The following is a 23,430-nucleotide window of genomic DNA, read 5'->3' on the forward strand; positions in this document are numbered from 1 at the left end:
TTGATCATGGCACTTTCCCGGCAGATGCAGGCCGCTTACGGCCGCTCCGCGCTTGAGACCGAAGTCTTGGCAGCAACCCCCCATAAACTGGTGCTCATGTTGCTGGATGGGGCGCTGCAGGCGATCCGGCGCGCAAAAATCGCAATGGAAGCCGGACAAATCGCAGACAAGGGCATGCTGATCGGCAAGGCGATCTCTATCGTGGACGAAGGCTTGCGCCTGGCGCTTGATCACGACAAGGGTGGCGACATCGCCAGCAATCTTGACCAGCTCTACGAATACTGCACCCGCCAGCTGTTCCAGGCGAACATCAATAATGATCCCGCGCTGCTGGACCAGGTGTGCGCACTGTTGAATGAAATCCGTGATGCCTGGGCGCAGATCGGTGTGCCCGCCAACACGCAGGGTAGTGTGCCGGGTGAAACAGGGAAAATCTATGGCGCAGCCTGAGCTGACGGAAGACTGGCGCAACTGGCTGTTGTTGGCGCGGGCGCTGTCGGCCGCGGTCGAGACGCAGGACTGGGAGCGGGCGGTGGTGCTGGCGGAGCAACTGGTGGCGGCACAGGCGACGCTGTCGCCGTTGTCGGCATTGCCTGCCGATGCGTGCGACGGGGTATTGCCCGAGCTGCTTGATGCCCAGCGTCTGCTGCAGGATCTGGCGCAGCAGGTCTCCACCAGCAAGGGCCGGCTGCAACCGGAACTTGCATTGCTGAAAACGCGACAGAACCTGCTTTCTGCCTACAAGAGCAGCCCCTGACAGGGGCCGTTTTGCCATGCAGGCCGTGGATTCGTGCATGGTGGTCGAGCTGTAAACGGCACTGTTATCCTGCTGATTGCGTGCCATATTAAAAACAGTGTTGCCGTACCGCTCCGTGTTCCCGGATGACAGGGGCAGGCCGGCATCGCTTGTGATCGTTACCCTGCCAGCATCAACAAGCTTGAGGACATTCACCCTTTGCCTGGGCGTGAGGTGTGTCCGTGTTACCGGAGTCGTGATCATGACCATTTATCTGGTATTGCTGATTGGCCTGATGATCGCGCAGGCCATGGCTGTTTTTTACCTGTGGCAGCGGCTGCTGCGCATCGAGTCCGAGCGTGCGGTCGAGGCGGTCAGTCATGAGCAGCTGCAAAAGCAGCTGGCGGCCGCACAGCGCAATATCCAGGATATTGCACTGCTGGCACAACAGGCAGCATCGGGAAACGGGCCGCGCCAGCAGTTGCCGGCGGCCAGCAGTGCGGGCATCAGCCCCTACAATCAGGCGGTCGAGATGTTCAAGCGTGGCCTTGGCAGTGCCGATGTCGCCGAGCGCTGCGGCATTTCCCGCAGCGAAGCCGAACTGATCCTGTCGCTATACCGCAATAGCCCCACTTCATGATTTCCCTGCCCCCGATTATCGCGCCGGGCAAACAGTCGGCCGGTGCGGCCGACGCATCGCCTGCCGTCATCAGCCGCCCCAGCCGCGAGGCTGCGCGCAGCCTGGTGGCGATCGCCTCTTCGCCTTCCCGCCTGCCGGCATTGCAATCCGGCGAGACCGTTACTGCCAACATTACCGAGCGCCTGCCGGATGGCAAGCTGGCCGCCACCATCAAGGGCGAGGCCTTTGTGCTGTCCCTGCCCAAGGGCATGATTGCCGATGGCAATGCGCTGTCGCTACGGGTGGTGACGGGGCCGCCATTGTCGTTCAACCTGCTGGACGGGCTGCAGGACCCGGCGACGGCGCTGCGCAGCAGCGAGCTGGCACGGGCGGTATCGGCGGCGTTGCAGGACGACAGCAGCGTCGCATTGCAGACCCTGTCGCAACCGGGGCGGCTGCCCGACCTCGCCCGTGGCGAAGTAGTCACCGGCCGCCTGGCGGAGCGGCTGGCAGACGGCAGCGCGATGGTGCTGATCAAGAACGCGGTATTCAACCTGAAGGCGCCGGCGGACGGCCTGCTGACCAAGGAGCCGATGCTGTTGCGGGTGGGCGCGACCTCGCCGTTGCTGCAGTTCGACCTGTTGCGCCTCGCTGCGCTGCCGGACGAAAAGTCGGCGCCGGTCGCCTTTACCTCGGCCGGCCGCTATCTGAACGGCCTGCTGGATGCGGCAACGCAATCGGCGGCGCGCGGCAGCCTGACCCTGCTGTCCGATCCGGCGGCGCCGGGTGCCGGCGAGCAGCTGCGGCAGACCGTGGAGAAAAGCGGTGTTTTTTACGAATCGCACCAGCGGGCGTGGGTCGATGGCCGCCTGTCGCTGGAAGAGCTGAAGCTGGAGCCGCAGGCCAAGCTGCTGCACGAGGGCAGGACAGGGTTGACGCCGGAACTGGGGCAGCTGGTGCAGAAGCAGCTGGAAGTGCACGAGCAGAAAGTGCTGGTGTTCCAGGGGCAGGCGTGGCCGGGACAGGCGGTGGACTGGGACATCCGGCGCGAGGAAGTCGCCGAGCGCGAAGCGGATGGCGAGCTGGAGCTGCCGGTATGGCAAACGCGGCTGAATCTGGCGCTGCCGGCACTGGGTGACGTCGGCGCGCGGCTGCGCATGGTGGGCCGGCAGGTGCAGGTGGTGTTCGATGCCGATGATGCGGATACCGCACAGCTGATCGAACAGTATCGCAGCCGGCTGGGCTCGGCGCTGGAGGGCGCCGGCCTGGCGCTGGCCAGCCTGCTGGTCAAGCACGGGGCCGACGATGAAGCCTGAGCATCGCCGTTCTGCGGTCGCGCTGTGCTACAGCGAGGACAGTGCGGCGCCAAAAGTGGTGGCCAAGGGCTATGGCCGCATGGCCGAGCGCATCATCGAGCAGGCAAAGGATGCCGGTGTTTTCGTGCACGACTCGCCGGAGCTGGTCAACCTGCTGATGCAGGTGGACATGGACAGCCACATTCCGCCGGAGCTGTATCGCGCGGTGGCCGAGATACTCGCCTTCCTGTATTTCCTCGAACATCATGCCGGCGGCAAGGACATGAATTTCGAACAGTGGCTGGCGCAGCGCCAGCCCTCTCCATCCTGAGCCGGCGACTGGCCGGCTTGCATTTCTCTGCTTAGGAACATGATGAAAGTTGCGTATATCGGTCTGGGTATCATGGGGCGCCCGTGCGTGGAAAACCTGCTCAAGGCCGGACATGAGGTCTGGGTCTGGGCACGGCGGCGCGAGAGCGCCGAGCCGCTGCTGGCGCAGGGCGCCCACTGGGCGGACAGCCCGCAGGCGCTGGCGGCCAACGTCGAGGTGCTGGTGACCAATGTCTCCGATACTGCCGATGTCGAGGCGGTGCTATTGGGCGAGCACGGCGTGGTGCACGGCGCGCGACCGGGGCTGGTCTGCGTCGACATGAGCACCATTTCGCCGATCGGCGCGCGCGAGATCGCCGCCAGGCTGGCTGCCAGCGGCATCGACTTCCTCGATTGCCCGGTGTCCGGCGGTGAAGTCGGCGCCATCAACGGCACGCTGACCATCATGGTCGGCGGCAAGGCGGCGGCGCTGGCCACCGCGTGGCCGGTGCTGCAGGCGATGGGCAAGACCATCACCCATATCGGCGACAGCGGTGCCGGCCAGGTGGCCAAGGCCTGCAACCAGATTGCGGTCGGCGTCGGCGTGGCGGCGGTGGCGGAAGTGATGAAGCTGGCCCGTGCTTGCGGCGTGGACCCGGCGCCGGTGCGCGAGGCGCTGCTGGGCGGCTTTGCCAGCAGCCGGGTGCTGGACGTGCACGGCCAGCGCATGATCGACGACAACTACGCGCCGGGTTTCAAGGCCAGGCTGCACCAGAAGGACATGGGCATCGTGCTGGACACCGCGGCGTCGCTGGGCATCAAGCTGCCGGAGGCCGCGCGTGTCGCCGGCCTGATCGACCGGCTGGTGGCCAATGGCGAGGGCGAGCTGGATTCCTCCGCCATCGCGCGCCTGATCTGGCAGGATAATGACTGAGCAGGCGTAAAAAAACGGCCCGCAGGCCGTATCAAGAGAAGCTACAACGCAGATTCGGTTCACACGAAGATCACCAGCGCCGCCATCGCGCCGTGCGCGCCCATCACCAGGCTCTGTTCAATGTCGGCGGTGCGCGAGCTGCCGCTGATGAAGCCGCCGAAGCCGTGCTCGCGGATGCTGACGCGGGCGTAGGCGTCGCGCATGGTGTCGACGATGGCGTCTTTCGGCACCACCAGCACCAGTTTCTGGGTCAGGAAGTACAGCGCGCGCTGGCTGTTGCCGGCGTGGCTGACCCACACCGCCGCGCTTTCCGCCACCGCCAGCTCGCCGGGCACGATGGCGATGTCCACGTCGTGCCAGTCGTGCGGCGCCGCCACCTGTTCCGGCTTGGCGGCGGTGACATCGGCCACGCGGCCGTGTTGCGGCCAACGTTGCGCGACGATGCCGGCGACGGTTTCGCCCGGCTGCAGTTGCACTGCGTCGCCGCCGAGGTTGCGCACCAGCGTGCGAAAAGCGTCGAACTTGTCTTCAAAGGTGATGAACGGTACGGCGTCGATGTCCGGCAGCGCCGGGCCTTGCGGGCGGTTCTGGCGCAGGCGGGCGAGGATGGTTTCGCGGCTGCTCATTGCTTGTTTTCCTTTCTGGCCTGCCACATTTCCTTGAAGCTCTGCGCCGGCATCTGCGGCAGCTCGCGCCCCGGCCGGCTCCACGCGCTGTGCTGCGTCAGTGCCTGCGGCACGATGGGCACCACCTTGCGCATCAGCTTGCCGCCGGCGTCCATCAGGCTGGGATGCCGGGTGAGGAAGCGCATCGCCAGCAGGCCCATCTTCTTGGCCGCCTTCAGCGTGCCGGCGTCGAAGGCGCGCTTGCGCTGCAGGATCAGCTGCTCGTGCAGGTTGATCTTTACCGGGCACACATTGCTGCACGAGCCGCAGGTGGTGCAGGCAAAGGCCATGCTGCCGTGTTTTTTGATGTCGCGGCTGGGGCCCAGCGTGGAGCCGATCGGCCCGGGAATGATGTAGCTGTAGCTGTGGCCGGTGGAGCGGCGGTACACCGGGCAGGTATTCATGCAGGCGCCGCAGCGGATGCAGCGCAGGCTCTGGTAGAAGTCGTCGCTGCCGAGGATGTCGCTGCGGCCGTTGTCGACGATCACGATGTGCATCTGCCCGCCGGGACGCGCCTGCTGGAAGTGCGATGTATAAGTCGTAATCGGCGAGCCGATGGCCGAACGCGCCAACAGGCGGGTGAACACGCCCAGGTGCTCCAGCCGCGGCACGATCTTTTCCAGCCCCATGCTGGCGATGTGGATAGCCGGCAGTGCGGTGCCGAGGTCGGCATTGCCTTCGTTGGTGCACACCACCACGCCGCCGGTTTCGGCGATGGCGAAGTTGACGCCGGTGAGGCCGGCGCCGGCGCTCAGGAAATGCTCGCGCAGGTTGGCGCGTGCGGCGTGGGTCAAATAGGTCGGGTCGTTGTTGCCGGCCTCGGTGCCCAGCTCCTTGTGAAACAGCTCGGAGATATGTTCCTTCTTCAGGTGGATCGCCGGCATCACGATGTGGCTCGGCGGCTCGTGGCGCAGCTGCACGATGCGCTCGCCCAGATCGGTGTCGATCACTGCGATGCCGCGTTGTTCCAGATACGGGTTGAGCCCGCATTCCTCGGTCAGCATCGACTTCGACTTCACCAGCTTCTTGACGCCCGCCGCAGCCAGGATGCCGTGCACGATGCGGTTGTGCTCGGCGGCGTCGGCCGCCCAGTGCACGGTGACGCCGTTGGCCTCGGCGTTGCGCTGGAACTGTTCCAGATACTCGTCCAGCCGCGACAGCGTGTGCGCCTTGATCTGCTGCGCCAGTGCGCGCAGCTGTTCCCACTCCGGCAGCTGCTTGGCCTGCGCGTCGCGCTTCTGCCGCACCCACCAGATGGCGGAATCGTGCCAGCGCGCCTGTTCGCGGTCCTGCAAAAAGGCGGCCGCCGCTGCGGCGTGCTTGATGTTGTCGTTCTTCATGCCGCGCCCCCGCGTCCGGTGAGGATCTCGACGATGTGCAGCGGGCGGATGGCTTTGCCGTGATGGCGGATGATGCCGCCCATGTGCATCAGACAGGATGGGTCGGCGCCGACGATGTATTCGGCGCCGGTGGCCTCGTGCTGCGCGACGCGGTCTTCGCCCATCGCCACCGACACTTCCGGCTCGTCGACGCTGAAGGTGCCGCCGAAGCCGCAGCATTCGTCGCGCCGCTCCGGCAGGCGCACGTCGACGCCGTCCACCAACTGCAGGATGCGTTCCAGCCGCGAGTGGTAGGGGATCATCAGCTCCGACGGCGCGGCGTGGCCCAGCTCGCGCAGGCCGTGGCAGCTCTGGTGGATCGATACCGGGTGCGGGAAATACACCGGCTTGGGCAGCCTGTCCACCTTCAGCACGTCCTGCAGGAATTCGACGATCTCGTACACGCGCGGCTGCATGGCCTGGAAATCGGCATCGTCGGCGATGTACCACGGATAGTGGTGTTTGACATAGGCAGTACAGCTGCCGGACGGCGACACGATGTAGTCGTAGTCCTTGAACACGCCGGTGAAGCGGCGCGCGGCGTCGCAGGCGCCCTGGCTGTCGCCGTTGTTGCTCAAAGGTTGGCCGCAACAGGACTGCGCCAGCGGGTAGTCAACGTTGAGGCCGTAGCCTTCCAGCAGCTCGGCGGTGGCCATCGCCACGTGCGGATACAGTTCGTTGACGAAACAGGGAATGAAAAGGGCGACGTTCATGGCGTAAGCAGGGTCTCCAGCGCAATGCCCGGGCAGGCTCGTTCTGGATTAAAGCCCGTGCCGGCGCCGCTGCCAATGCGGAATTACCCTTGCGCCGGCAATTGTCAGCAGCCTGATACATTGCGGTGATGATGGCGACAACTTGCGGCGCTGAAATGGGCATCCGTACTGGAGGATGTCATGACGCAACACTCAGCAAATCCGGCAGCAAACCCGGCGCGCCGCTGGCGCCGGCGCGGCCTCGGCCTGCTGCTGCTCGCGGCGGCGGTGCTGGCCGCCTGCACGCTGTGGCCAACGCCTGCGGCGAACACCAAATGGCTGACGCAGCCGGTCAGCATCGGCGAGCTGGAGCAGACCGTGACCGCGCAGGGCGCGCTGGCACCGCGCGACTATGTCGATGTCGGTGCCCAGGTGTCCGGCCAGCTCAGCCGCGTCTACGTCGCCATCGGCGAACAGGTGAAAAAAGGCCAGCTGCTGGCGCAGATCGACCCCGAGGTGTACCAGACCAAGGTCGCCGCCGATGAGGCCGCGGTCGCCGACCTGCAGGCGCAGCTGGAGCAGCAACAGGTCGCCACCGCGCGTGCGCGCCAGTTGCTGGCGCGGCAGACGGCGCTGGCCAAGGTGGACGCCACCACCAGCGAGACGCTGGAGCAGGCGCAGGCCGGCTTCGACCAGGCCCGCGCCGGCGAGCGCTCGCTGCAGGCGCAGCTGGCCAAGGCGCAGGCGACGCTGAAGGGCGATGCGGCCAACCTTGGCTACACCCGCATCTATGCGCCGCTGGACGGCACCGTGGTGTCGCAGACGGTGCTGCAGGGGCAGACCATCAATGCCAGCCAGTCGGCGCCGACGCTGCTGCGCGTGGCGCGGCTGGACACCATGACGGTGGAGGCGGAAGTGGCCGAGGCCGACATCCCGCTGCTGCGCCCCGGCATGGCCGCCTATTTCACCACGCTGGGCGACAGCCAGACCCGCCACGCCGCCAGCATCCGCCAGATCAAGCCGACGCCGACCACCAGCAACGACGTGGTGCTGTACACCGTGCTGCTGGACGTCGCCAACCCCGGCCACAAGCTGATGATCGACATGACGGCGCAGGTGTTTTTCAGCCTTGCCAAGGTCAGCGGCCTGCCGGTGGTGCCGCTCACCGCGCTGCAGCCGCTGGCGGCGGGTAGCAAGCGCTACCGCGCGCAGGTGCTGAACCGCGATGGCCAGCCGGAAACGCGCGAGGTGGAAGTGGCGCTGACCACCCGCAGCCAGGCGGCGATCCGCAGCGGCCTGCGTGCCGGCGAACAGCTGGTGCTGGCGCAGCAGAGCGATGACAGAAGCAAGGCCGGCAGCATGCCGCCGCCACCACCGGGGGGCTGACATGGGCGCATTGTTAAGCCTGCAACAACTGGGCAAGCACTACCCCAGCGGCGACGAGACGGTGCCGGTGCTGACCGACATCACGCTGGACATCGCCGAGGGCGAGTTCGTCGCGCTGCTGGGGCCGTCCGGCTGCGGCAAATCGACGCTGATGAACATCCTCGGCTGCCTCGACCGTCCCAGCTACGGCCGCTACCTGGTCAACGGCCAGGACGTGGCGACGCTGGACGGCGACGCGCTGGCGGCACTGCGCCGCGACAGCTTCGGCTTCGTGTTCCAGCGTTACAACCTGCTGGCGACGGCGACGGCCGAGGACAACGTGGCGCTGCCGGCGATCTACGCCGGTGTTGGCCGCCAGCAGCGTCGCCAGCGGGCGCAGCAGCTGCTGTCGCGGCTGGGGCTGGGCACGCGGCTGGCGCACAAGCCGGGGCAATTGTCCGGCGGTCAGCAGCAGCGGGTGTCGATCGCGCGCGCGCTGATCAACGATGCGCCGGTGATCCTCGCCGACGAGCCGACCGGCGCGCTGGACAGCCACAGCGGGCAGCAGGTGCTGGCGCTGCTGCAGCAGCTGCACCGCGAGGGGCGCACCATCGTGCTGATTACCCATGATCTGGACATCGCCCGTCACGCCGGGCGCATCGTGCGCCTGCGCGACGGCCGCATCGAGTCCGACAGCGGCGCGGTCGTGCGGCCAACGTTGGCCGCAACCGTAGCCGCAACGCCGGCGCCGCTGCGGCCGGCCGCCACGGTGCCGTGGCTGGAGACGCTGCGCATGGCGCTGGGCAGCCTGCGCGCCAAGCTGTTCCGCACCGCGCTGACGCTGCTGGGGGTGATCATCGGCGTCGCCGCGGTGGTGACCATGCTGGCGATCGGCGACGGCAGCAAGGCCGACGTGCTGCAGCGCATCGAGGCGATGGGCACCAACCTGCTGCTGGTACGCCCCGGCGCCGCCGGCATCCGCGCGACGGGCGAGATTGCCACCCTCACCGCCGCCGACGCCAGCGCGATGCAGGGGCTGCCCAATATCGACGGCGTGGTGCCGATGCGCAGCGGCAGCGCCACCCTGCGCGTCGGCAACCGCGACTACCAGACGCAGCAGGTGCAGGGCGTGTGGCCGAGCTACGGCCGCGTCAAGGACTGGACGGTCAGCCGCGGCGCCTTCTTCGGTGATGCGGAAGAACGGGCGCAGGCGGCGGTGATCGTGCTGGGGCAGACCGTGGTCGACAGCCTGTTCCCGGCCGGGCAGGAGCCGGTCGGCCAGTACGTGATGGTGTCCAACATCCCGTTCGAGGTGGTGGGGGTGATGAGCAGCAAGGGCGCCAATACCTTCGGCCAGGATCAGGACGACGTCGCCTTCGTGCCGCTGTCCACCGCGCAGTCACGGCTGTTCGGCGGCCAGTACGTCAACTCGATCACGGTGAAGATCGCCGACATCGGCGTCAGCGGCGCCACCGAAACCATGCTGCAGCAGCTGCTGCGCGCCCGCCACGGCAGCGAGGACTTCCAGCTGCGCAACACCGCGTCGCTGGTGGAGATGATCACCTCGACGCAGAACACGCTGACACTGCTGCTGGGCTCGGTGGCGGCGGTGTCGCTGCTGGTCGGCGGCATCGGGGTGATGAACATCATGCTGGTGTCGGTGACCGAGCGCACCCGCGAGATCGGGCTGCGCATGGCCACCGGCGCGCGGATGCAGGCCATCCTGCTGCAGTTCAATGTCGAGGCGGTGCTGGTGTGCGGCCTCGGCGGCGTGATCGGCATCGTGCTGGGGCTGGCGCTGGTGTGGGGCCTGCGCCTGGGCGGGGTGTCGGTGGCGTTTTCATGGCTGCCGCCGCTGTTGGCCTTCGGCTGCGCATTTGCCACCGGCTGCGTGTTCGGCTACCTGCCGGCGCGCAAGGCGGCGCAGCTGGACCCGGTGCTGGCACTGGCCGCGGAATAGGAGAACACAAGCATGCAACAACACTCATCCTGGCGCCGGCGCCTGGGCGGGCTGGCCGTGGCGCTGGCCTGCAGTACGGCAACGTTGGCCGCAACGCCTGGTATTGCCGACATCCCGCTGCAGCAGGACGGCTGGCGTGCGCCGGCCGGGCAGTGGCACGCGCCGCGCAGCAATGCAGCGTGGTGGCAGGCCTTCGGCAGTGCCGAGCTGGTGCAGCTGATCGCCGACGCCCGCGCCGCCAATCCGGAGCTGCTGGCGGCGCAGGCGGCGATCGCCAAGGCGCAGGCGGTGCGGACGCAGACCGCCGCCGACGGCCTGCCGCAGCTGAGCCTGTCCGGCAGCGCGCAGCGGCAGCAGGGCAGCAACAGCGTCAGCCTGACGCCGACGCTGAGCTACCAGCTCGACTGGTGGGGCCAGCAGCAGGCGCTGCTGGACGGCGACAGCGCACGGCTGGTGGCCAGTGTCGCCAGTCGCGACGCGGCGGCGCTGACGCTGGAGGGCGAGGTGGCGCGCCAGTATTTCTCGCTGCTGTTGCTGGATGAACAGCAGCAGCTGGACAGCCGGCGCCTGTTGCTGCTGACGCAGCGGCTGAGCCTGTTGCAGCAGCAGATCCGGCTGGGGCAGACGGCGCCGCGCGACGAGGCGGAGCTGGTGCAGACGATCGCCATGCTGCAGGCGACGCTGGCGGCGCAGCGCCTGGAGCTGCAGCAGGCCTACAACGCGCTGGCGGTGCTGTGCGGCAAGGCGCCGCAGGATTTCCGGCCGCAGGGCAGCAAGCTGCAGGCGCTGGCCCTGCCGCTGCCGGCCGACATCCAGCCGGCGCAGCTGCTGCAGCGGCGGCCGGACATCCGCGCCGCCGACGCCACGCTGCAGGCGCTGCAGGGCGACGTGACGGCGGCGCGCGCGGCGCTGTACCCGACGCTGACGCTCACGCTGCAGGGCGTGCTCAGCAGCGCCGGCGGCGGTCCGGCACAGTGGCTGGGCAGCGCACTGGCCAGCCTGGCGGCGCCGCTGTTCGACGGCGGCAAGCTGCGGGCCGGCGTGGCATTGAGCGAGGCGCAGTACCAGGAACAGTTGCAGAACTGGCGCGGCACGGTGCTGGCCGCGTTGCAGCAGGCCGACGACGCGCTGCACGAGGTGGCCAGCGGCGAGCAGGGGATGCAGGCGCAGCAGGCGAAGCTGGGCGCGGCACGGCGCACGGAACAGATCGACAGCGCGCGTTACCGGCTGGGGGCGCTGGAGCGCGGCACGCTGCTGGACACGCAGGCGAATACCTTGGCGGCGGAGTCGGCCTGGCTGGCGGCGCGGCAGGCGCAGCTGGCGGCCACGATCACGCTGTACCAGGCGCTGGGCGGGGCGCCGCTGGCGGCAGAAGACAGGCATTAGTGGCGGGGTGGCACCGTACCAAGACACCGTGACGCTTGCCGGCGTCACGGTGTTTTCCTGCGCGCAGCCAGGATCGAGAACGGGTTCCAAGGTTGGCCGCAGGCGCTCACACCGGGTCGATGTGGGTCATCACGTCCAGTACCGGCTGGCTGCTCATCACCCGCAGCCGCGCCGCGGCGGCGATGTCGTGGCCCTGGTGCACGGTCAGATTGCCGTCGATCTCAAGGTGGACGTCGACCTGGATCTGGTCGGCCATGCGCCGCGTGCGCAGGTCGTGCACACCCCGCACCCCCGGCGTCGCCAGCAGCGTGGCGCGGATGGCGGCCACGGTGTCCGCGTCGGCGGCGCGGTCCATCAGGTCGTGCAGCGCGTCCCAGGCAAAGCCCCAGCCGGTCTTGCCGACCATGAAACCGACCAGCGCCGCCGCCAGCGGATCGAGCCAGGTGTAGCCGGCGAGGTTGCCGGCGATGCCCAGCGCCACCACCAGCGACGAGGCGGCGTCGGCGTGCGCATGCCAGGCGTTGGCCACCAGCATGCTGGAGCGTACCTCGCTGGCGATCTTCAGCATGTAGCGGAACAGCAGTTCCTTGCTCAGCAGCGTCAGCAGCGCGACCCACAGCGCCGCCTGGTGCACTGGCGCCAGCGGCGTGGCGCTGGTGATCTTGCTGCCGGCGCCCAGCAGCATGCCGGCACCGGCGGCCAGCAGCAGCAGGCCCAGCGCCAGCGAGGCGGCGGTTTCAAAGCGCTGGTGGCCGTAGTGGTGGTCGTCGTCCGGCGCCTTGTGGCTGTGGCGGCGCGCCAGCAGTGCAACAAAATCGGCAACCAGGTCGGACAGCGAGTGCAGCGCGTCGGCCACCAGCGCCTGCGAGCCGGCCCACAGCCCGGCGGCGACCTGCAGCAGGGTGAGCACGACGTTGACGGCGACGCTGAGCCACAGGCTACGCTGCGCGGCTTGCTGCAGAGAGGGATGCGGGTTCATGCCGGGCTCCGGAAAAAACAGGGGATGCTGGCAGCGGCGGCTGACGCCGGCCTTAACGCGCGCCGGTGGCTCATGGCAGATCCTGCCCGTCGTCGTCGTCCAGCGGCGGCAGGTTGGCCAGCAGCTCGCCAAGCAGGCTCTGTGTCAGCCACGGCGGGATGGCCGGCAGCTGCCAATCGGCCTTGTCGGCGCACAGCAGCAGCGTGCGCAGGAAACGGTGAAAACCGGGACGGCTCTGGCGCAGGCTCAGCGTCTTGTCGCCGCAGACGAAGCTGAGGCTGGCGTAATCGCGGCCCAGCTGCGCATCCAGCCCGGTACACAGCAGGATGTCGCTGTCGCCCGGCCGCGCCGGTGCGCTATCGCTGAACTGCAGCGGGTGGTGGGGCTGGTCATGACCGTTGAGGTCTTCCCCGTCCATCGCCATGCGGTGTTCCAGCGCGATGCGTTCGCCTTCGTTGCCGGCACCGGGAATGCCGTCGCCGGGCACCTGGCCGGCGAACAGGCGCGCAATGTCGCCGACGATGGAACAGGTCAGGCGTCGCGTCAGCCACAGCTTGTGATCGCCCGGCTGCACCACCACCAAGAGGCGGTCCTCGGACTGGAAATAACTGAAGGAAGTTGAGCTCATCCGCGGATGGTAAAGGCTGGCCGACAAATCGCAAAGCATCGCGCCATGCGTCTTATAATGCCGGTCATGACAGCCAACTCTTTGCACCCCTTTTCGCGGCTGACCCCGGATTTCCTGCTCGACGCGGTGGAAAGCCTGGGCCTGCGCTGCGACGGCCGCCTGCTGGCGCTGAACAGCTACGAAAACCGCGTCTACCAGATCGGCATCGAGGACGATACGCCGCTGGTGGCCAAGTTCTACCGCCCGGAGCGCTGGAGCGACGCGCAGATCCAGGAGGAGCACGACTTCGCCGCCGGGCTGGCCGCGCGCGACATCCCGGTGGTGACGGCGCTGCCCTTCGGCGGCCGCACGCTGCACCACTACCAGGACTTCCGCCTCGCGCTGTTCCCGCGCCGCGGCGGCCACGCGCCGGAGCTGGACGATGCGGACACCCTCGCCTGGCTGGGGCGCTTCCTCGGCCGACTGCACGCACACGGCGCGGTGGCGCCCTACCACTTGCGGCCAACCATGGACCTCGACAGCTATGGCGAGGCCTCGCTGCGCTGCGTGCAGGAACAGGCGCGGCTGCCCTATGACCTGGCCACCCCCTACGAGCAGGCGGCACGGCAGGCGCTGGACGAGGTGCAGCGCGCCTTCGACCGCGCCGGCGACATCAGCTGGCGCCGCGTGCACGGCGACTGTCACGTCGGCAACATCCTGTGGACGCAGGACGGGCCGCACTTCGTCGATCTCGACGACAGCTGCATGGCGCCGGCGCTGCAGGACCTGTGGATGCTGCTCAGCGGCGACCGCGCGCAGCAACAGGCGCAGCTGCTGGAGCTGATTGTCGCCTACGAGGACTTCTGCGATTTCGACCGCCGCGAGCTGCACCTGCTGGAAGCGCTGCGCACGCTGCGCCTGCTGCACTACAGCGCGTGGCTGACGCGGCGGCGCGACGATCCGGCCTTTGTCGTCGCCTTCCCGTGGTTCGATACCGCGCAGTACTGGCAGGAGCGCATTGTCGAACTGCAACAGCAGGTAGAGGCGATGCGCGAGGCCCCGCTCTGCGTCTGAACCTGTTCACGATCTGCTGCGACTGATCCCGACGGGGCGATACCGCGTTGAAAAGGGTTTCGGAATGCTTGTTTATATCCAGCTAAACGCCGCTTCCTCAGCCATTTTCGCCTTGTCTCGCGTGAGCGTGCGAGATCGTGAGCACGTTCTAAACCCGCCCGCCGGCGGGTTTTTTTGACCCCGGAATGGCCGTGCTCGCGCACGGTTGCGGCACGGCTTGCTGCACTGCGGGACAGCGCGTGTTTTTTGCGGCGCGGCGGCTTGCATTTCTGTGCCGGATCAGGCAAGAATCATCGTTCGACATCCAAACCCCTATCAAGAAAACATAACATGGCACTTATCGTACAAAAGTACGGCGGTACCTCGATGGGCTCCCCGGAGCGCATCAAGAACGTGGCCCGCCGTGTCGCCAAATGGAAAGCCCAGGGACATGATGTGGTGGTTGTCGTATCCGCCATGAGCGGGGAAACCAACCGCCTGATCGCATTGGCCAAGGAAATCCAGGATCAACCCGATCCGCGCGAACTCGATGTCATCATCTCGACCGGCGAACAGGTCACCATCGGCCTCTTGTCCATGGCGCTGAAGGAAATCGGCGTCGAGGCCAAGAGCTACTGCGGCTGGCAGGTGCGTGTCGTCACCGACAGCGCCTTCAACAAGGCCCGCATCCAGTCGATCGACGAAGCCGCGATGCGTGGCGACCTCAGCGAAGGCCGCGTGGTCGTCGTCGCCGGTTTCCAGGGCATCGACGAGCAGGGCAACCTCACCACGCTGGGTCGTGGCGGTTCCGATACCTCCGCCGTGGCACTGGCGGCGGCCTTGCGCGCCGACGAATGCCAGATCTACACCGACGTGGACGGTGTCTACACCACCGATCCGCGCGTGGTGCCGGAGGCGCGCCGCCTGAAGACCATCACTTTCGAAGAGATGATCGAGATGGCGTCGCTGGGCTCCAAGATCCTGCAGATACGCTCGGTGGAGTTCGCCGGCAAGTACAAGGTACGCCTGCGCGTGCTCTCCAGCTTCGAGGACGAGGGCGAGGGCACACTGATTACGTTTGAGGAAGATGAGAATATGGAAAAGGCCGTAGTCGCCGGTATCGCGTTCGACCGTAACGAAGCACGCATCAACGTCAAGGGCGTGCCGGACAAGCCGGGCATCGCCTACCAGATCCTGGGCCCGATCGCCGATGCCAACGTTGAAGTCGACATGATCATCCAGAATGTCGGCGAAAACGGCACCACCGATTTCTCCTTCACCGTGCCGCGCGGCGAGTTCCCGCGCACCATGGGCGTGCTGCGCGACGTGCAGACCCACATCGGCGCCGCCAAGATCGACGCCGACGACAAGGTGGCCAAGGTGTCCATCGTCGGTGTCGGCATGCGCTCGCACTGCGGCATCGCCTCCACCATGTTCCGCACCCTGGCGGAAGAGGGCATCAATATCCAGATGATCTCCACTTCCGAGATCAAGGTATCGGTGCTGATCGACGAGAAATACCTGGAGCTGGCGGTGCGCGTGTTGCACAAGGCATTCGGTCTGGACCAGGCAATTGCCAATTAATTGGCGCTAAAGCTTGACGGCAGGCGCCTTCGCTAGTATTATGGCGCCTCGCTTGACGGAGAAATGGCCGAGAGGTCGAAGGCACTTCCCTGCTAAGGAAGCATACGGGCTTAAACCTGTATCGAGGGTTCGAATCCCTCTTTCTCCGCCAGCTACGCACCCGTAGCTCAGTTGGATAGAGTATTTGGCTACGAACCAAAGGGTCGGGCGTTCGAATCGCTCCGGGTGCACCACAGTCCCTATAGTTTAGCGGTTAGAACACTGCCCTTTCACGGCGGCGGCCGGNTTTTTGTTTTGTCCGTCGCCGGCATGTGCCGGCCGCAAAAAGCCCACCGTGTCGCGGTGGGCTTTTCGTTTACTGCGGGCTGCGCTTCAGGCAGTTGTCGTAGCGCCAGCCGACGCGCTTGGCGAACCACTCGGTGGTCAGCTTGCGCGTGATCTTCGGGCTGTTCAGCCGGATCTGCGGAAACGCCTCGCGCGCCACCTTGCGCCCCTGCTGCTGGTCGGCCAGCGCCATCACCTTCTGGTACAGCGTGCTCTGGCTGAAGCTGCTGTTCTTTTCCTGTTTCAGGTCGTGCAGGATGGCGCTGTCGCTCAGCCCCAGGCGCTGGCTCATCCGGTACAGTGCACGCTCGGTGCTGCTGGCCTCGCCGGAGGGCAGGCCGTCGCGATAGCGCAGCAGGTCGCCATCCGGTACCAGCTTGCGCCCGCTCAGCTGCGCCACCGCGAGCTGGAAGGCGGCATTGCGGCTGGAGTAGCGGCCGGCGTTGAAATCGGCGAAGCGGTAGATCATGTCGCGGTAGCCGGCCGGGTAGTGCAGCAGGTTGGCGGTGCCGAAGTAGATGCCGCCACGGCGGCTGAATGCCTCGTTGCGCAGGCTGCCCTGGTAGCGGTAAGGGTAGGGCCAGGCGCGGACGTGGCTTTGGGCGAAGGCGACGCTGACCTGCATCGAGCCGACGGTGTTGATCGGGTTTTTCATGCCCACCGGCAGGTCCAGCTTGCCGGCCTCGGCCGCCATGTCCTCGAACAGGTCATTCATCTCGCGCTCGGTGCGCAGGCTGTCGATGCGCGACTTGTAGCTCTCGCCGGTCGGCGACGGCTTCAGCAGCGCCGCCTTCACCAGCGGCAGCGGGATATGGTAGCCGGCGACCTTTTCCCCGATCTTGTTCCACACGATGGCCGGCAGGCCGGGCACCACCGGGTCGGCCTGGAAGGTCGACTCCTGCTCGATCACCGCGATCACCGCGCAGAAATTCTCCGCTGTCGGCGGCAGCTGCAGCGCGGTGAAGGCATTGACGATGTCGTCGCGCCAGCCGCTGCGCGGCTTGACGTAGTCCGGCAGCAGCCTGTCCAGCAGTTGTGCCGGCGGCAGGGCGGCCTTTTTCGGCGGCGCCACGCTGGGTGGGGTGCTCGGGGTGAGCAGCGGCGTGCTGGCGGCCGGGGCCGGTTCGGCCAGGCCGTCCTGCTGGCTGGCCAGCGGGAACGGTGTGGCCTGCGGGGGCGGGGTGTGGCTGGCGCAGCCGCCCAGCAGCGACAGCAGGGCAACGGGGAAAAACAGCGATCTCATGGCTCGGTGTTCCGCTCATCGGCAAAGGGCAGATTCTAGCGTAACTGCCCGCCGTTCAGTCGATGTCGTCGGGGGCCTGGTAGCGGTGGAGGATGCGCTGGTGCAGGCCGTTGCCCTGGATGATGGCCAGTCCGCGGTTGAAGCGGTCGCGCAGTGCGGCAGAGCGGAAGGCCATGCGGTAGGGCAGTTTTTTGAACAGGTCGTGATAGCTGACCGGCTGCACCGGCTCGCGGAAGTCGCTGACCACGCGCCGGTTCATGTATTTGAAGATGCGCTGGTCGGCGACCACCACGTCGACCAGATGGCGGTACAGCAGCCGGTTCTGGTCGACCTGGTTGCTGGTCTCGCCGTAGCGCGGATTGCCTGCCGCCATGCGCGCGAATTCGGTGCCCAGATACTGCGTTGCCAGTGGAAAGGCGGAGATGCTGTACTTGCCCAGCTCGGCTATCTCGCGCAGTCGCAGGTTGCGGCTGCGCAGGGTGATGGCGACATCCTCGTAGTAGACATAGGGCTCGGAATAGGCCGCCTGCAGCCCGGAATCGGGGCGGATGGTGGCAATGGCGTCGATGCGTGGATTTTTCAGTGCCAGCGGCAGCCGCTTCTGTGCCATGAATACCGGCTGCATGCCCAGCCCGGCGGCGCGCAGCGCCTCGCGCACGGTCTCCACCTCGATGCCGGAGGCCTGCTGCGGCATCACGTACGGCTCCAGTGATTCGCCGAAGGCGACGTTCAGCACCTGCGCTGCGGCCAATGTTGGATAAAGGCTCAACAGCACGACGGGCAGCAGCAGACGGTAAGGGCGGCTCATGGGGGTGTCCTGGGCGGATTAATGACATTCGCCTGATCGATTGGCTGCGGCAATCGCCGCGCCTTGCCACATGCTACACCTTCTGCACGCAAGGTGAACTGCCGGCCTTGCCTGCCGTCGTCGGAACAGCCTGTTCCGGTGCTGCAAGACCGTAACTTTTCTGTGGGTATTGCAACGCTATGTCAATGAAAAAAAAGCCTTTTTCAGATGAAAGCCGCGCCGCTTTCTGGCACAATGCGCGGTCTTTCACGGAATACCTGCCACGATGACGCTTCCTGCCGCACCACAACCGATCAACAGTTACCGCAAATACTGGGCGCAGCGCTTCGGCACCGCGCCCTTCCTGCCGATGAGCCGCGCCGAGATGGACGAGCTGGGCTGGGATTCCTGCGACATCATCATCGTCAGCGGCGACTGCTACATCGACCATCCGAGCTTCGGCATGGCGCTGATCGGACGGCTGCTGGAGGCGCAGGGCTTCCGCGTCGGCATCATCGCGCAGCCGGACTGGAACAGCGCCGACGCCTTCCGCACGCTTGGCAGGCCCAACCTGTTCTTCGGCGTCACCGCCGGCAACATGGATTCGATGATCAACCGCTACACCGCCGACCGCAAACCGCGCTCCGACGACGCCTACACCCCGCACGCGGCGGCGGGCAAGCGCCCGGACCGCGCGGTGACGGTATATGCGCAGCGCTGCCGCGAGGCCTACCCGGGCGTCGGCGTGATGATCGGTTCCATCGAGGCGTCCTTGCGCCGCATCGCGCACTACGACTACTGGAGCGAGAAGGTGCGCCCGTCGGTGCTGCTTAATTCCAAGGCCGACATCCTGCTGTTCGGCAACGCCGAGCGCGCGCTAGTGGAGATCGCCCACCGCGCGTCGCGCGGCGAGAAGCTGTCCGAGATGCGCGACGTGCGCGGCACCGCGTTCATGGCACCGCACGGCTGGCGGCCGGATGCCGGATGGCAGGAGGCGGATTCCAGTGTGGTGGACGCGCCGGGCAAGGTCGATGTCCATCTCAACCCCTATCAGGAGACGCCGGAGCAGGTGGCTGCGGCCAACGTTGGCCGCGATCCGGCGGCGCCGCAGGTGATCCGCATCGAGTCGCGCGACGAGCGCCTCGCCAAACGCCGCGCCGAGCGCGCCAAGACCGTGATCCGCATCCCGTCCTATGAAGCGGTGGCGCACGATCCGGTACTGTACGCGCACGCCAGCCGCACCCTGCACCTGGAATCCAACCCCGGCAACGCCCGTGCGCTGGTGCAGCTGCATGGTACGCGCGACGTGTGGCTGAACCCGCCGCCGCTTCCGCTTTCCACCGAGGAGATGGATTTCGTGTTCGGCCTGCCGTACGCGCGCAATCCGCACCCGGCTTACGGCGACGCGCACATTCCGGCGTGGGAGATGATCAAGTTCTCGATCAACATCATGCGCGGCTGCTTCGGCGGCTGTACCTTCTGCTCGATCACCGAGCACGAGGGCCGCATCATCCAGAGCCGCTCGGAAGAATCGGTGCTCAAGGAGATTGAGGAGATCCGCGACAAGACGACGGGTTTCACCGGCCACATTTCCGACCTGGGCGGGCCGACGGCCAACATGTACCGTCTCGCCTGCAAGGACAAGAATATCGAGCGCTCCTGTCGCAAGCTGTCCTGCGTCTATCCGGACATCTGCGAGAACATGGGCACCGACCACAGCCACCTGATCCAGCTGTACCGCAAGGCGCGGGCAATACCCGGGGTGAAGAAGATCAACATCCAGTCCGGCCTGCGCTACGACCTGGCGGTGAAATCGCCGGAGTACATCAAGGAACTGGTGCAGCACCACGTCGGCGGTTATCTCAAGATCGCGCCGGAACACACCGAAGAAGGCCCGCTGTCCAAGATGATGAAGCCGGGCATTGGCACCTACGACAAGTTCAAGGAACTGTTCGAGCGCTTTTCCCGCCAGGCCGGCAAGGAGCAGTACCTGATTCCGTATTTCATTGCCGCCCACCCGGGTACCAGCGATGAGGACATGGTCAACCTGGCGCTGTGGCTGAAGCGGAACAACTTCCGCCTCGACCAGGTGCAGACCTTCACCCCGACGCCGATGGCGATGGCCACCACCATGTGGCACACCCGCCGCAACCCGTTGAAGCGCCTCTCCCGCAGCTCGGAGAAGGTGGACGTGGTGCGCGACGGCTACCGCCGCAAGCTGCACAAGGCGCTGCTGCGCTACCACCACCCGGACAACTGGCAGATCATTTACGAGGCGCTGATCGATATGGGCCGCGGCGACCTGATCGGCCACGCCAGGCATTGCCTGATTCCGCCGACACCGCCGGGCGACAAGGCCGCCGCCGCGCGCCACCGCCTTGGACAGCAGCCGCTGCTTCGCGGCAAGCCGCAGGGCCAGCGCACACCGGCCGGCAGCCCGCGCGGCAAGAGCCTTGCCGCCAGCGGCAAACCGGCCGCCGCCCGCGCCCCGGCCGGCAAGAGCACCGCCAAGCCCAACACCGGCCGTGGCGGTGGCGGCGCCAAACCGGGCAGCAAGGTTGGCCGCAGCCGTTAAGCCACATTACCGCAGCCGCCCCCCGGGGCGGCTTTTTGCTGCCGCGCGCGGCGCACCTTGCCGCCGCGGCGCGGTCGAACCTCCATCAAGCTGAAAACCTTGATTGGCCACGGAAGCACACAGAAAAACACCGACAAAACCGATGAATGTCTTTGTTTTGTCGGTAAATCTACGAAATAACACAAGAAAGAGATAGGCATGGGAATCACCCATCGGGAGAGAGACCACCTGTCTGCATTGACCTTTTTCGTGTTCTTCCGAGTGTTTCCGTGGCGATAACTGCGGTTTTCAGGATCAATCTTCGTAGCGGAAAGCCAGATCATGCCCCTCATCGCCTTCGATAACAGTTACGCCCGCGAGCTGCCGCAACACGCGGTGCCATGGCAACCGGCCACCCCGCCGCAGCCGCGGCTGCTGTACTGGAATGCCGCGCTGGCGGCGGAGCTGGGGCTGGACAGCGCCGATGTGGCGGCGGAAACGTTGGCCGCATGCTTCTCCGGCGCGCAGCTGCCGGACGGTGCGCAGCCGGTGGCGCAGGCCTACGCCGGCCACCAGTTCGGCGGTTATTCGCCGACGCTGGGCGACGGTCGCGCGCTGCTCTTGGGCGAGGTGATCGACCGCCGCGGCCAGCGTTGCGACCTCGCCTTCAAGGGTAGCGGCCGTACCCCGTTCTCGCGCCGCGGCGACGGCAAGGCGGCGGTGGGGCCGATGCTGCGCGAGTTGATCATCGGAGAGGCGATGCAGGCGCTGGCCATCCCCACCACCCGCGCGCTGGCGGTGGTGGCCACCGGCGAGACCGTATCCCGTGAGCGGCCGTTGCCCGGCGCGGTGCTGACCCGCGTCGCCGCCAGCCACCTGCGCGTCGGCACCTTCGAGTACTTTGCCAACGGCGAGGACGGGGATGCGCTGCGCCAGCTGGCCGACTACGCCATCCGCCGCCACGATCCGGCGCTGCGGGATGCGGCCAACCCTTATCTTGCCTTCCTCGACGCGGTGTGCCGGCGCCAGGCGCGGCTGATCGCGCAGTGGATGCACGCCGGCTTTATCCACGGCGTGATGAACACCGACAACATGACCATCAGCGGCGAAACCATAGACTACGGCCCGTGCGCCTTCATGGACGCCTATGACCCGGCCACCGTGTTCAGCTCCATCGACGAGCGCGGCCGCTACGCCTACGGCAACCAGCCGGCCATCGCGCAGTGGAACCTGGCGCGGCTGGCGGAAACGCTGCTGCCGCTGCTGGACGCCGAGTCGCAGCAACAGGCGGTGGCGCAGGCCACCGAGGTCATCCACCGTTTTGCCGACCAGTACCGCGAACAGTGGCTGGCGCAGGCGCGGCGCAAGCTCGGCCTCTACACGGCAGAGGACGGCGACCAGCAGCTGGCCGACGACTGGCTGGCGCTGCTGCAGACGCAGCAGGCGGACTTCACCCTCGCCTGGCGCTACCTTGCCGACGCGGCGGACGGCGATGGGACAAGGTTGGCCGCATTGTTTGCCGATCCGGCCGCGCTGTTGCCGTGGCTGGCGCGCTGGCAGCAGCGCCTCGCCGCCGAGCCGCAGCCGGCCACCGAATGCGCCGCCGCGATGCGCGCGCTCAATCCGCTGTACATCGCGCGCAATCATCTGGTGGAAGAGGCGCTGGCCGCCGCCAGCGAGCACGGCGACATGAGCCTGACGCTGCGGCTGCTGGACGTGCTGGCCGACCCGTTCACCGAGCGCGACGGGCTGGAGCGCTACGCGCTACCGGCGGCGCCGGAGCTGGCGGCCGGCTACCGCACCTTCTGCGGTACCTGAATCTGGCCGGATAACCCCTGTTGATCTGATCAATAAACGAAGGTTGGCCGCAAGCCCTCATGGTTTGCGGCCAACCTTGTTATCGGGCGGGTGGTGTGGTGGATTGCTTGGGTTTTTGTGATGGAGAGAGGAACCGGCGGCTGATTCACGCGCTCCTGTGTCGGGTTTTCTGCTCCCTTGCCAACCGGGTGTGATGGCGTCGTTAGTCCCTGCTGGACTTCACGGCCTGATGCTCGGCCCACTGCCGTTCGATCATTGCCCGGAAGCCTCCATCTTCCGCAATCGTATGCTGTTCGATGTCGGTCACTGTGCCGTGGTAAAGCTTCTCGCCGCCGTTTTGGGCGGCGGCCAGTGCACTACGGAAACTGTCCTCTGCTGCCTGCGCTTCGCCGAGCAGCCACTGCACGTAGGCAAGATTGCCACGGGTCATGCCGCAACCCGGACGTCGTTCGAGGCCGGCAAGCAGATCGTTGCGCGCTTCGCGCAGCAAGGATTGAGCTTGCTCCCGATTCTGCCACGTCTTCTTGGCTTTCAGCAGTAGGTCAAAGCCTTTGCCGTTCAAGGCTTTGGCGACCTGCTCGCGGATGGCGGGAGTTGTGTCGGACGAATAGGTGTCGATTAGCTGCTGGTAGGTACTAATAGCCTCGGTGGGCTTCTGCATTTTTCCGAAGGCAACCCCCATGTTGCGCATGGCCTTGGCGACCTGTTCGCGGATGGCGGGTGTGTTGTCGGACGAGTAAGTGGCGATCAGTTTTTCGAAGGTAGCAATGGCCTCGTCCTGCTTCTGCATCTCGCCGAGGAGGGCCCCCATATTGAGCATGCTCTCTGCAACCAGCTCACGGATTACTGGTGTATTGTTGGATGCATAGGTATCAATCAGTTGCTGGTAAGTGGTACAAGCTTCAGCGTGCCGTTTCAGCTGATGCAATGTGAGCGTACGATTGAAAAGGGCTTGGGCTGAGTTGACCGCACCGGCATTGGGGATACTGCTCGCGTGCTTCCAGTACAGCGCAGCATCTTCATATTGCTTGGCGTGGTAAGCGTCGAAGGCGCGGGCGTTCCAGTCATCGTAAGAATAACTGAGGGTGTGCAGAATTTTGTGTAAACGGACCATTGGCGGGAAACTGCCAAATTGTCCGGA

Annotated in this window: 22 protein-coding genes and 2 tRNA genes; 15 read left to right on the plus strand and 9 right to left on the minus strand. The window is 66.4% G+C overall.

The features are described 5' to 3' along the window. Window positions 1-6: 6 nt before the first annotated feature. The 6 genes from fliS to IE083_RS11460 all read left to right on the plus strand — a co-directional run bounded on the left by fliS (window position 7) and on the right by IE083_RS11460 (window position 3,893). Entirely contained in the window at window positions 7-450 is a 444-nt protein-coding gene (gene fliS / locus IE083_RS11435) for a flagellar export chaperone FliS (protein ID WP_229799725.1), read from the plus strand. After that, window positions 437-757 carry a hypothetical protein gene (locus tag IE083_RS11440; protein WP_189353729.1) on the plus strand — a complete coding sequence of 107 codons (321 nt, stop codon included), beginning with the start codon at window positions 437-439 and terminating at the stop codon, window positions 755-757. Before fliS ends, IE083_RS11440 begins: the two co-directional genes overlap by 14 nt. Window positions 758-998: 241 nt before the next feature. After that, window positions 999-1,376, plus strand: a complete 378-nt coding sequence (locus IE083_RS11445; RefSeq protein ID WP_189353730.1) for a DUF2802 domain-containing protein — start codon at window positions 999-1,001, stop codon at window positions 1,374-1,376. Next, window positions 1,373-2,671: a flagellar hook-length control protein FliK gene (gene fliK, locus IE083_RS11450; RefSeq protein WP_189353731.1), complete on the plus strand. Its 1,299-nt coding sequence runs from the start codon at window positions 1,373-1,375 to the stop codon at window positions 2,669-2,671. Before IE083_RS11445 ends, fliK begins: the two co-directional genes overlap by 4 nt. After that, window positions 2,661-2,981, plus strand: a complete 321-nt coding sequence (locus IE083_RS11455; protein WP_189353732.1) for an EscU/YscU/HrcU family type III secretion system export apparatus switch protein — start codon at window positions 2,661-2,663, stop codon at window positions 2,979-2,981. The genes fliK and IE083_RS11455 overlap by 11 nt, the downstream gene beginning before the upstream one ends. 39 nt (window positions 2,982-3,020) lie before the next feature. After that, entirely contained in the window at window positions 3,021-3,893 is an 873-nt protein-coding gene (locus tag IE083_RS11460; RefSeq protein ID WP_229799726.1) for an NAD(P)-dependent oxidoreductase, read from the plus strand. 59 nt (window positions 3,894-3,952) lie between these two features. Here the strand turns inward: IE083_RS11460 and IE083_RS11465 are convergent, their stop codons facing one another. Genes IE083_RS11465 through IE083_RS11475 form a run of 3 tightly spaced genes read right to left on the minus strand, consistent with a single transcriptional unit; the run spans window position 3,953 to window position 6,650 of the window. After that, window positions 3,953-4,519, minus strand: a complete 567-nt coding sequence (locus IE083_RS11465; RefSeq protein WP_189353733.1) for a LutC/YkgG family protein — start codon at window positions 4,517-4,519, stop codon at window positions 3,953-3,955. Continuing rightward, on the minus strand, window positions 4,516-5,898 hold the full coding sequence (locus IE083_RS11470) for a lactate utilization protein B (protein ID WP_189353734.1): 1,383 nt from the start codon (window positions 5,896-5,898) through the stop codon (window positions 4,516-4,518). Before IE083_RS11470 ends, IE083_RS11465 begins: the two co-directional genes overlap by 4 nt. Then, entirely contained in the window at window positions 5,895-6,650 is a 756-nt protein-coding gene (locus tag IE083_RS11475; RefSeq protein ID WP_189353735.1) for a (Fe-S)-binding protein, read from the minus strand. The genes IE083_RS11470 and IE083_RS11475 overlap by 4 nt, the downstream gene beginning before the upstream one ends. 180 nt (window positions 6,651-6,830) lie before the next feature. Here IE083_RS11475 and IE083_RS11480 point away from each other — a divergent pair, with 180 nt between their 5' ends. Genes IE083_RS11480 through IE083_RS11490 form a run of 3 tightly spaced genes read left to right on the plus strand, consistent with a single transcriptional unit; the run spans window position 6,831 to window position 11,340 of the window. Continuing rightward, complete coding sequence (locus IE083_RS11480; protein WP_189353736.1) at window positions 6,831-8,015, plus strand: efflux RND transporter periplasmic adaptor subunit; 1,185 nt, start codon at window positions 6,831-6,833, stop codon at window positions 8,013-8,015. Between the two features lies 1 nt (window position 8,016). After that, window positions 8,017-9,954 (plus strand): MacB family efflux pump subunit, encoded by a 1,938-nt coding sequence (locus tag IE083_RS11485; RefSeq protein ID WP_189353737.1) that lies wholly within the window; start codon window positions 8,017-8,019, stop codon window positions 9,952-9,954. A gap of 12 nt (window positions 9,955-9,966) precedes the next feature. Continuing rightward, entirely contained in the window at window positions 9,967-11,340 is a 1,374-nt protein-coding gene (locus tag IE083_RS11490) for an efflux transporter outer membrane subunit (protein ID WP_189353738.1), read from the plus strand. Between the two features lie 106 nt (window positions 11,341-11,446). Here IE083_RS11490 and IE083_RS11495 read toward each other — a convergent pair whose 3' ends face one another. Next, window positions 11,447-12,319 carry a cation diffusion facilitator family transporter gene (locus IE083_RS11495; RefSeq protein ID WP_189353739.1) on the minus strand — a complete coding sequence of 291 codons (873 nt, stop codon included), beginning with the start codon at window positions 12,317-12,319 and terminating at the stop codon, window positions 11,447-11,449. Between the two features lie 70 nt (window positions 12,320-12,389). Next, entirely contained in the window at window positions 12,390-12,947 is a 558-nt protein-coding gene (locus IE083_RS11500; protein WP_189353740.1) for a hypothetical protein, read from the minus strand. Window positions 12,948-13,013: 66 nt separating this feature from the next. On the opposite strand from IE083_RS11500, the gene IE083_RS11505 reads away from it, so the two are divergent. From IE083_RS11505 to IE083_RS11520, 4 genes are all read left to right on the plus strand, one after another. Then, complete coding sequence (locus tag IE083_RS11505) at window positions 13,014-14,000, plus strand: serine/threonine protein kinase (RefSeq protein ID WP_189353741.1); 987 nt, start codon at window positions 13,014-13,016, stop codon at window positions 13,998-14,000. Window positions 14,001-14,330: 330 nt separating this feature from the next. After that, complete coding sequence (locus tag IE083_RS11510) at window positions 14,331-15,563, plus strand: aspartate kinase (protein WP_189353742.1); 1,233 nt, start codon at window positions 14,331-14,333, stop codon at window positions 15,561-15,563. A 57-nt stretch (window positions 15,564-15,620) separates the two neighbouring features. Further along, window positions 15,621-15,714: transfer RNA gene (locus tag IE083_RS11515), tRNA-Ser, on the plus strand. A gap of 5 nt (window positions 15,715-15,719) precedes the next feature. Then, window positions 15,720-15,796 (plus strand) — tRNA-Arg (locus IE083_RS11520). A 122-nt stretch (window positions 15,797-15,918) separates the two neighbouring features. Here IE083_RS11520 and IE083_RS11525 read toward each other — a convergent pair. Both IE083_RS11525 and IE083_RS11530 read right to left on the minus strand, forming a co-directional pair. Beyond that, a complete protein-coding gene (locus IE083_RS11525; protein ID WP_189353743.1) occupies window positions 15,919-17,130 on the minus strand; it encodes a DUF1615 domain-containing protein in 1,212 nt (403 codons plus the stop codon). Window positions 17,131-17,185: 55 nt separating this feature from the next. After that, a complete protein-coding gene (locus tag IE083_RS11530; protein ID WP_189353744.1) occupies window positions 17,186-17,938 on the minus strand; it encodes a substrate-binding periplasmic protein in 753 nt (250 codons plus the stop codon). Window positions 17,939-18,203: 265 nt separating this feature from the next. Between IE083_RS11530 and IE083_RS11535 the strand changes: the two genes are divergently transcribed. Beyond that, window positions 18,204-20,492, plus strand: coding sequence for a YgiQ family radical SAM protein (locus IE083_RS11535; RefSeq protein ID WP_189353745.1), 2,289 nt, complete (start codon window positions 18,204-18,206; stop codon window positions 20,490-20,492). Here IE083_RS11535 and IE083_RS11540 read toward each other — a convergent pair. Beyond that, the gene (locus tag IE083_RS11540) at window positions 20,489-20,815 is read right to left on the minus strand and encodes a hypothetical protein (RefSeq protein WP_189353746.1); all 327 of its coding nucleotides are present in this window, start codon (window positions 20,813-20,815) and stop codon (window positions 20,489-20,491) included. The genes IE083_RS11535 and IE083_RS11540 overlap by 4 nt on opposite strands. On the opposite strand from IE083_RS11540, the gene IE083_RS11545 reads away from it, so the two are divergent. Then, window positions 20,814-22,289, plus strand: a complete 1,476-nt coding sequence (locus tag IE083_RS11545; RefSeq protein WP_189353747.1) for a protein adenylyltransferase SelO — start codon at window positions 20,814-20,816, stop codon at window positions 22,287-22,289. The two genes, IE083_RS11540 and IE083_RS11545, sit on opposite strands and share 2 nt — an antisense overlap. Window positions 22,290-22,491: 202 nt before the next feature. On the opposite strand, the gene IE083_RS11550 is transcribed toward IE083_RS11545, so the two are convergent. After that, window positions 22,492-23,430 (minus strand): tetratricopeptide repeat protein (locus IE083_RS11550; protein WP_189353748.1); only part of this gene is annotated, 939 nt, incomplete at its 5' end.

This window comes from Vogesella fluminis, from assembly GCF_014652335.1.
Lineage (GTDB): Bacteria > Pseudomonadota > Gammaproteobacteria > Burkholderiales > Chromobacteriaceae > Vogesella > Vogesella fluminis.

Excerpts from the sequence above, each read along its gene's own strand:
- IE083_RS11530 (WP_189353744.1), bottom strand. The coding sequence starts at position 17,938 with ATGAGCCGCCCTTACCGTCTGCTGCTGCCCGTCGTGCTGTTGAGCCTT.
- IE083_RS11525 (WP_189353743.1), bottom strand. The coding sequence starts at position 17,130 with ATGAGATCGCTGTTTTTCCCCGTTGCCCTGCTGTCGCTGCTGGGCGGC.
- IE083_RS11465 (WP_189353733.1), bottom strand. The coding sequence starts at position 4,519 with ATGAGCAGCCGCGAAACCATCCTCGCCCGCCTGCGCCAGAACCGCCCG.
- IE083_RS11490 (WP_189353738.1), top strand. The coding sequence starts at position 9,967 with ATGCAACAACACTCATCCTGGCGCCGGCGCCTGGGCGGGCTGGCCGTG.
- IE083_RS11510 (WP_189353742.1), top strand. The coding sequence starts at position 14,331 with ATGGCACTTATCGTACAAAAGTACGGCGGTACCTCGATGGGCTCCCCG.
- IE083_RS11495 (WP_189353739.1), bottom strand. The coding sequence starts at position 12,319 with ATGAACCCGCATCCCTCTCTGCAGCAAGCCGCGCAGCGTAGCCTGTGG.
- IE083_RS11545 (WP_189353747.1), top strand. The coding sequence starts at position 20,814 with ATGCCCCTCATCGCCTTCGATAACAGTTACGCCCGCGAGCTGCCGCAA.
- IE083_RS11475 (WP_189353735.1), bottom strand. The coding sequence starts at position 6,650 with ATGAACGTCGCCCTTTTCATTCCCTGTTTCGTCAACGAACTGTATCCG.
- IE083_RS11445 (WP_189353730.1), top strand. The coding sequence starts at position 999 with ATGACCATTTATCTGGTATTGCTGATTGGCCTGATGATCGCGCAGGCC.
- fliK (WP_189353731.1), top strand. The coding sequence starts at position 1,373 with ATGATTTCCCTGCCCCCGATTATCGCGCCGGGCAAACAGTCGGCCGGT.
- IE083_RS11470 (WP_189353734.1), bottom strand. The coding sequence starts at position 5,898 with ATGAAGAACGACAACATCAAGCACGCCGCAGCGGCGGCCGCCTTTTTG.
- IE083_RS11480 (WP_189353736.1), top strand. The coding sequence starts at position 6,831 with ATGACGCAACACTCAGCAAATCCGGCAGCAAACCCGGCGCGCCGCTGG.
- IE083_RS11455 (WP_189353732.1), top strand. The coding sequence starts at position 2,661 with ATGAAGCCTGAGCATCGCCGTTCTGCGGTCGCGCTGTGCTACAGCGAG.
- IE083_RS11500 (WP_189353740.1), bottom strand. The coding sequence starts at position 12,947 with ATGAGCTCAACTTCCTTCAGTTATTTCCAGTCCGAGGACCGCCTCTTG.
- IE083_RS11535 (WP_189353745.1), top strand. The coding sequence starts at position 18,204 with ATGACGCTTCCTGCCGCACCACAACCGATCAACAGTTACCGCAAATAC.
- IE083_RS11440 (WP_189353729.1), top strand. The coding sequence starts at position 437 with ATGGCGCAGCCTGAGCTGACGGAAGACTGGCGCAACTGGCTGTTGTTG.
- fliS (WP_229799725.1), top strand. The coding sequence starts at position 7 with ATGGCACTTTCCCGGCAGATGCAGGCCGCTTACGGCCGCTCCGCGCTT.
- IE083_RS11505 (WP_189353741.1), top strand. The coding sequence starts at position 13,014 with ATGACAGCCAACTCTTTGCACCCCTTTTCGCGGCTGACCCCGGATTTC.
- IE083_RS11485 (WP_189353737.1), top strand. The coding sequence starts at position 8,017 with ATGGGCGCATTGTTAAGCCTGCAACAACTGGGCAAGCACTACCCCAGC.
- IE083_RS11460 (WP_229799726.1), top strand. The coding sequence starts at position 3,021 with ATGATGAAAGTTGCGTATATCGGTCTGGGTATCATGGGGCGCCCGTGC.
- IE083_RS11540 (WP_189353746.1), bottom strand. The coding sequence starts at position 20,815 with ATGATCTGGCTTTCCGCTACGAAGATTGATCCTGAAAACCGCAGTTAT.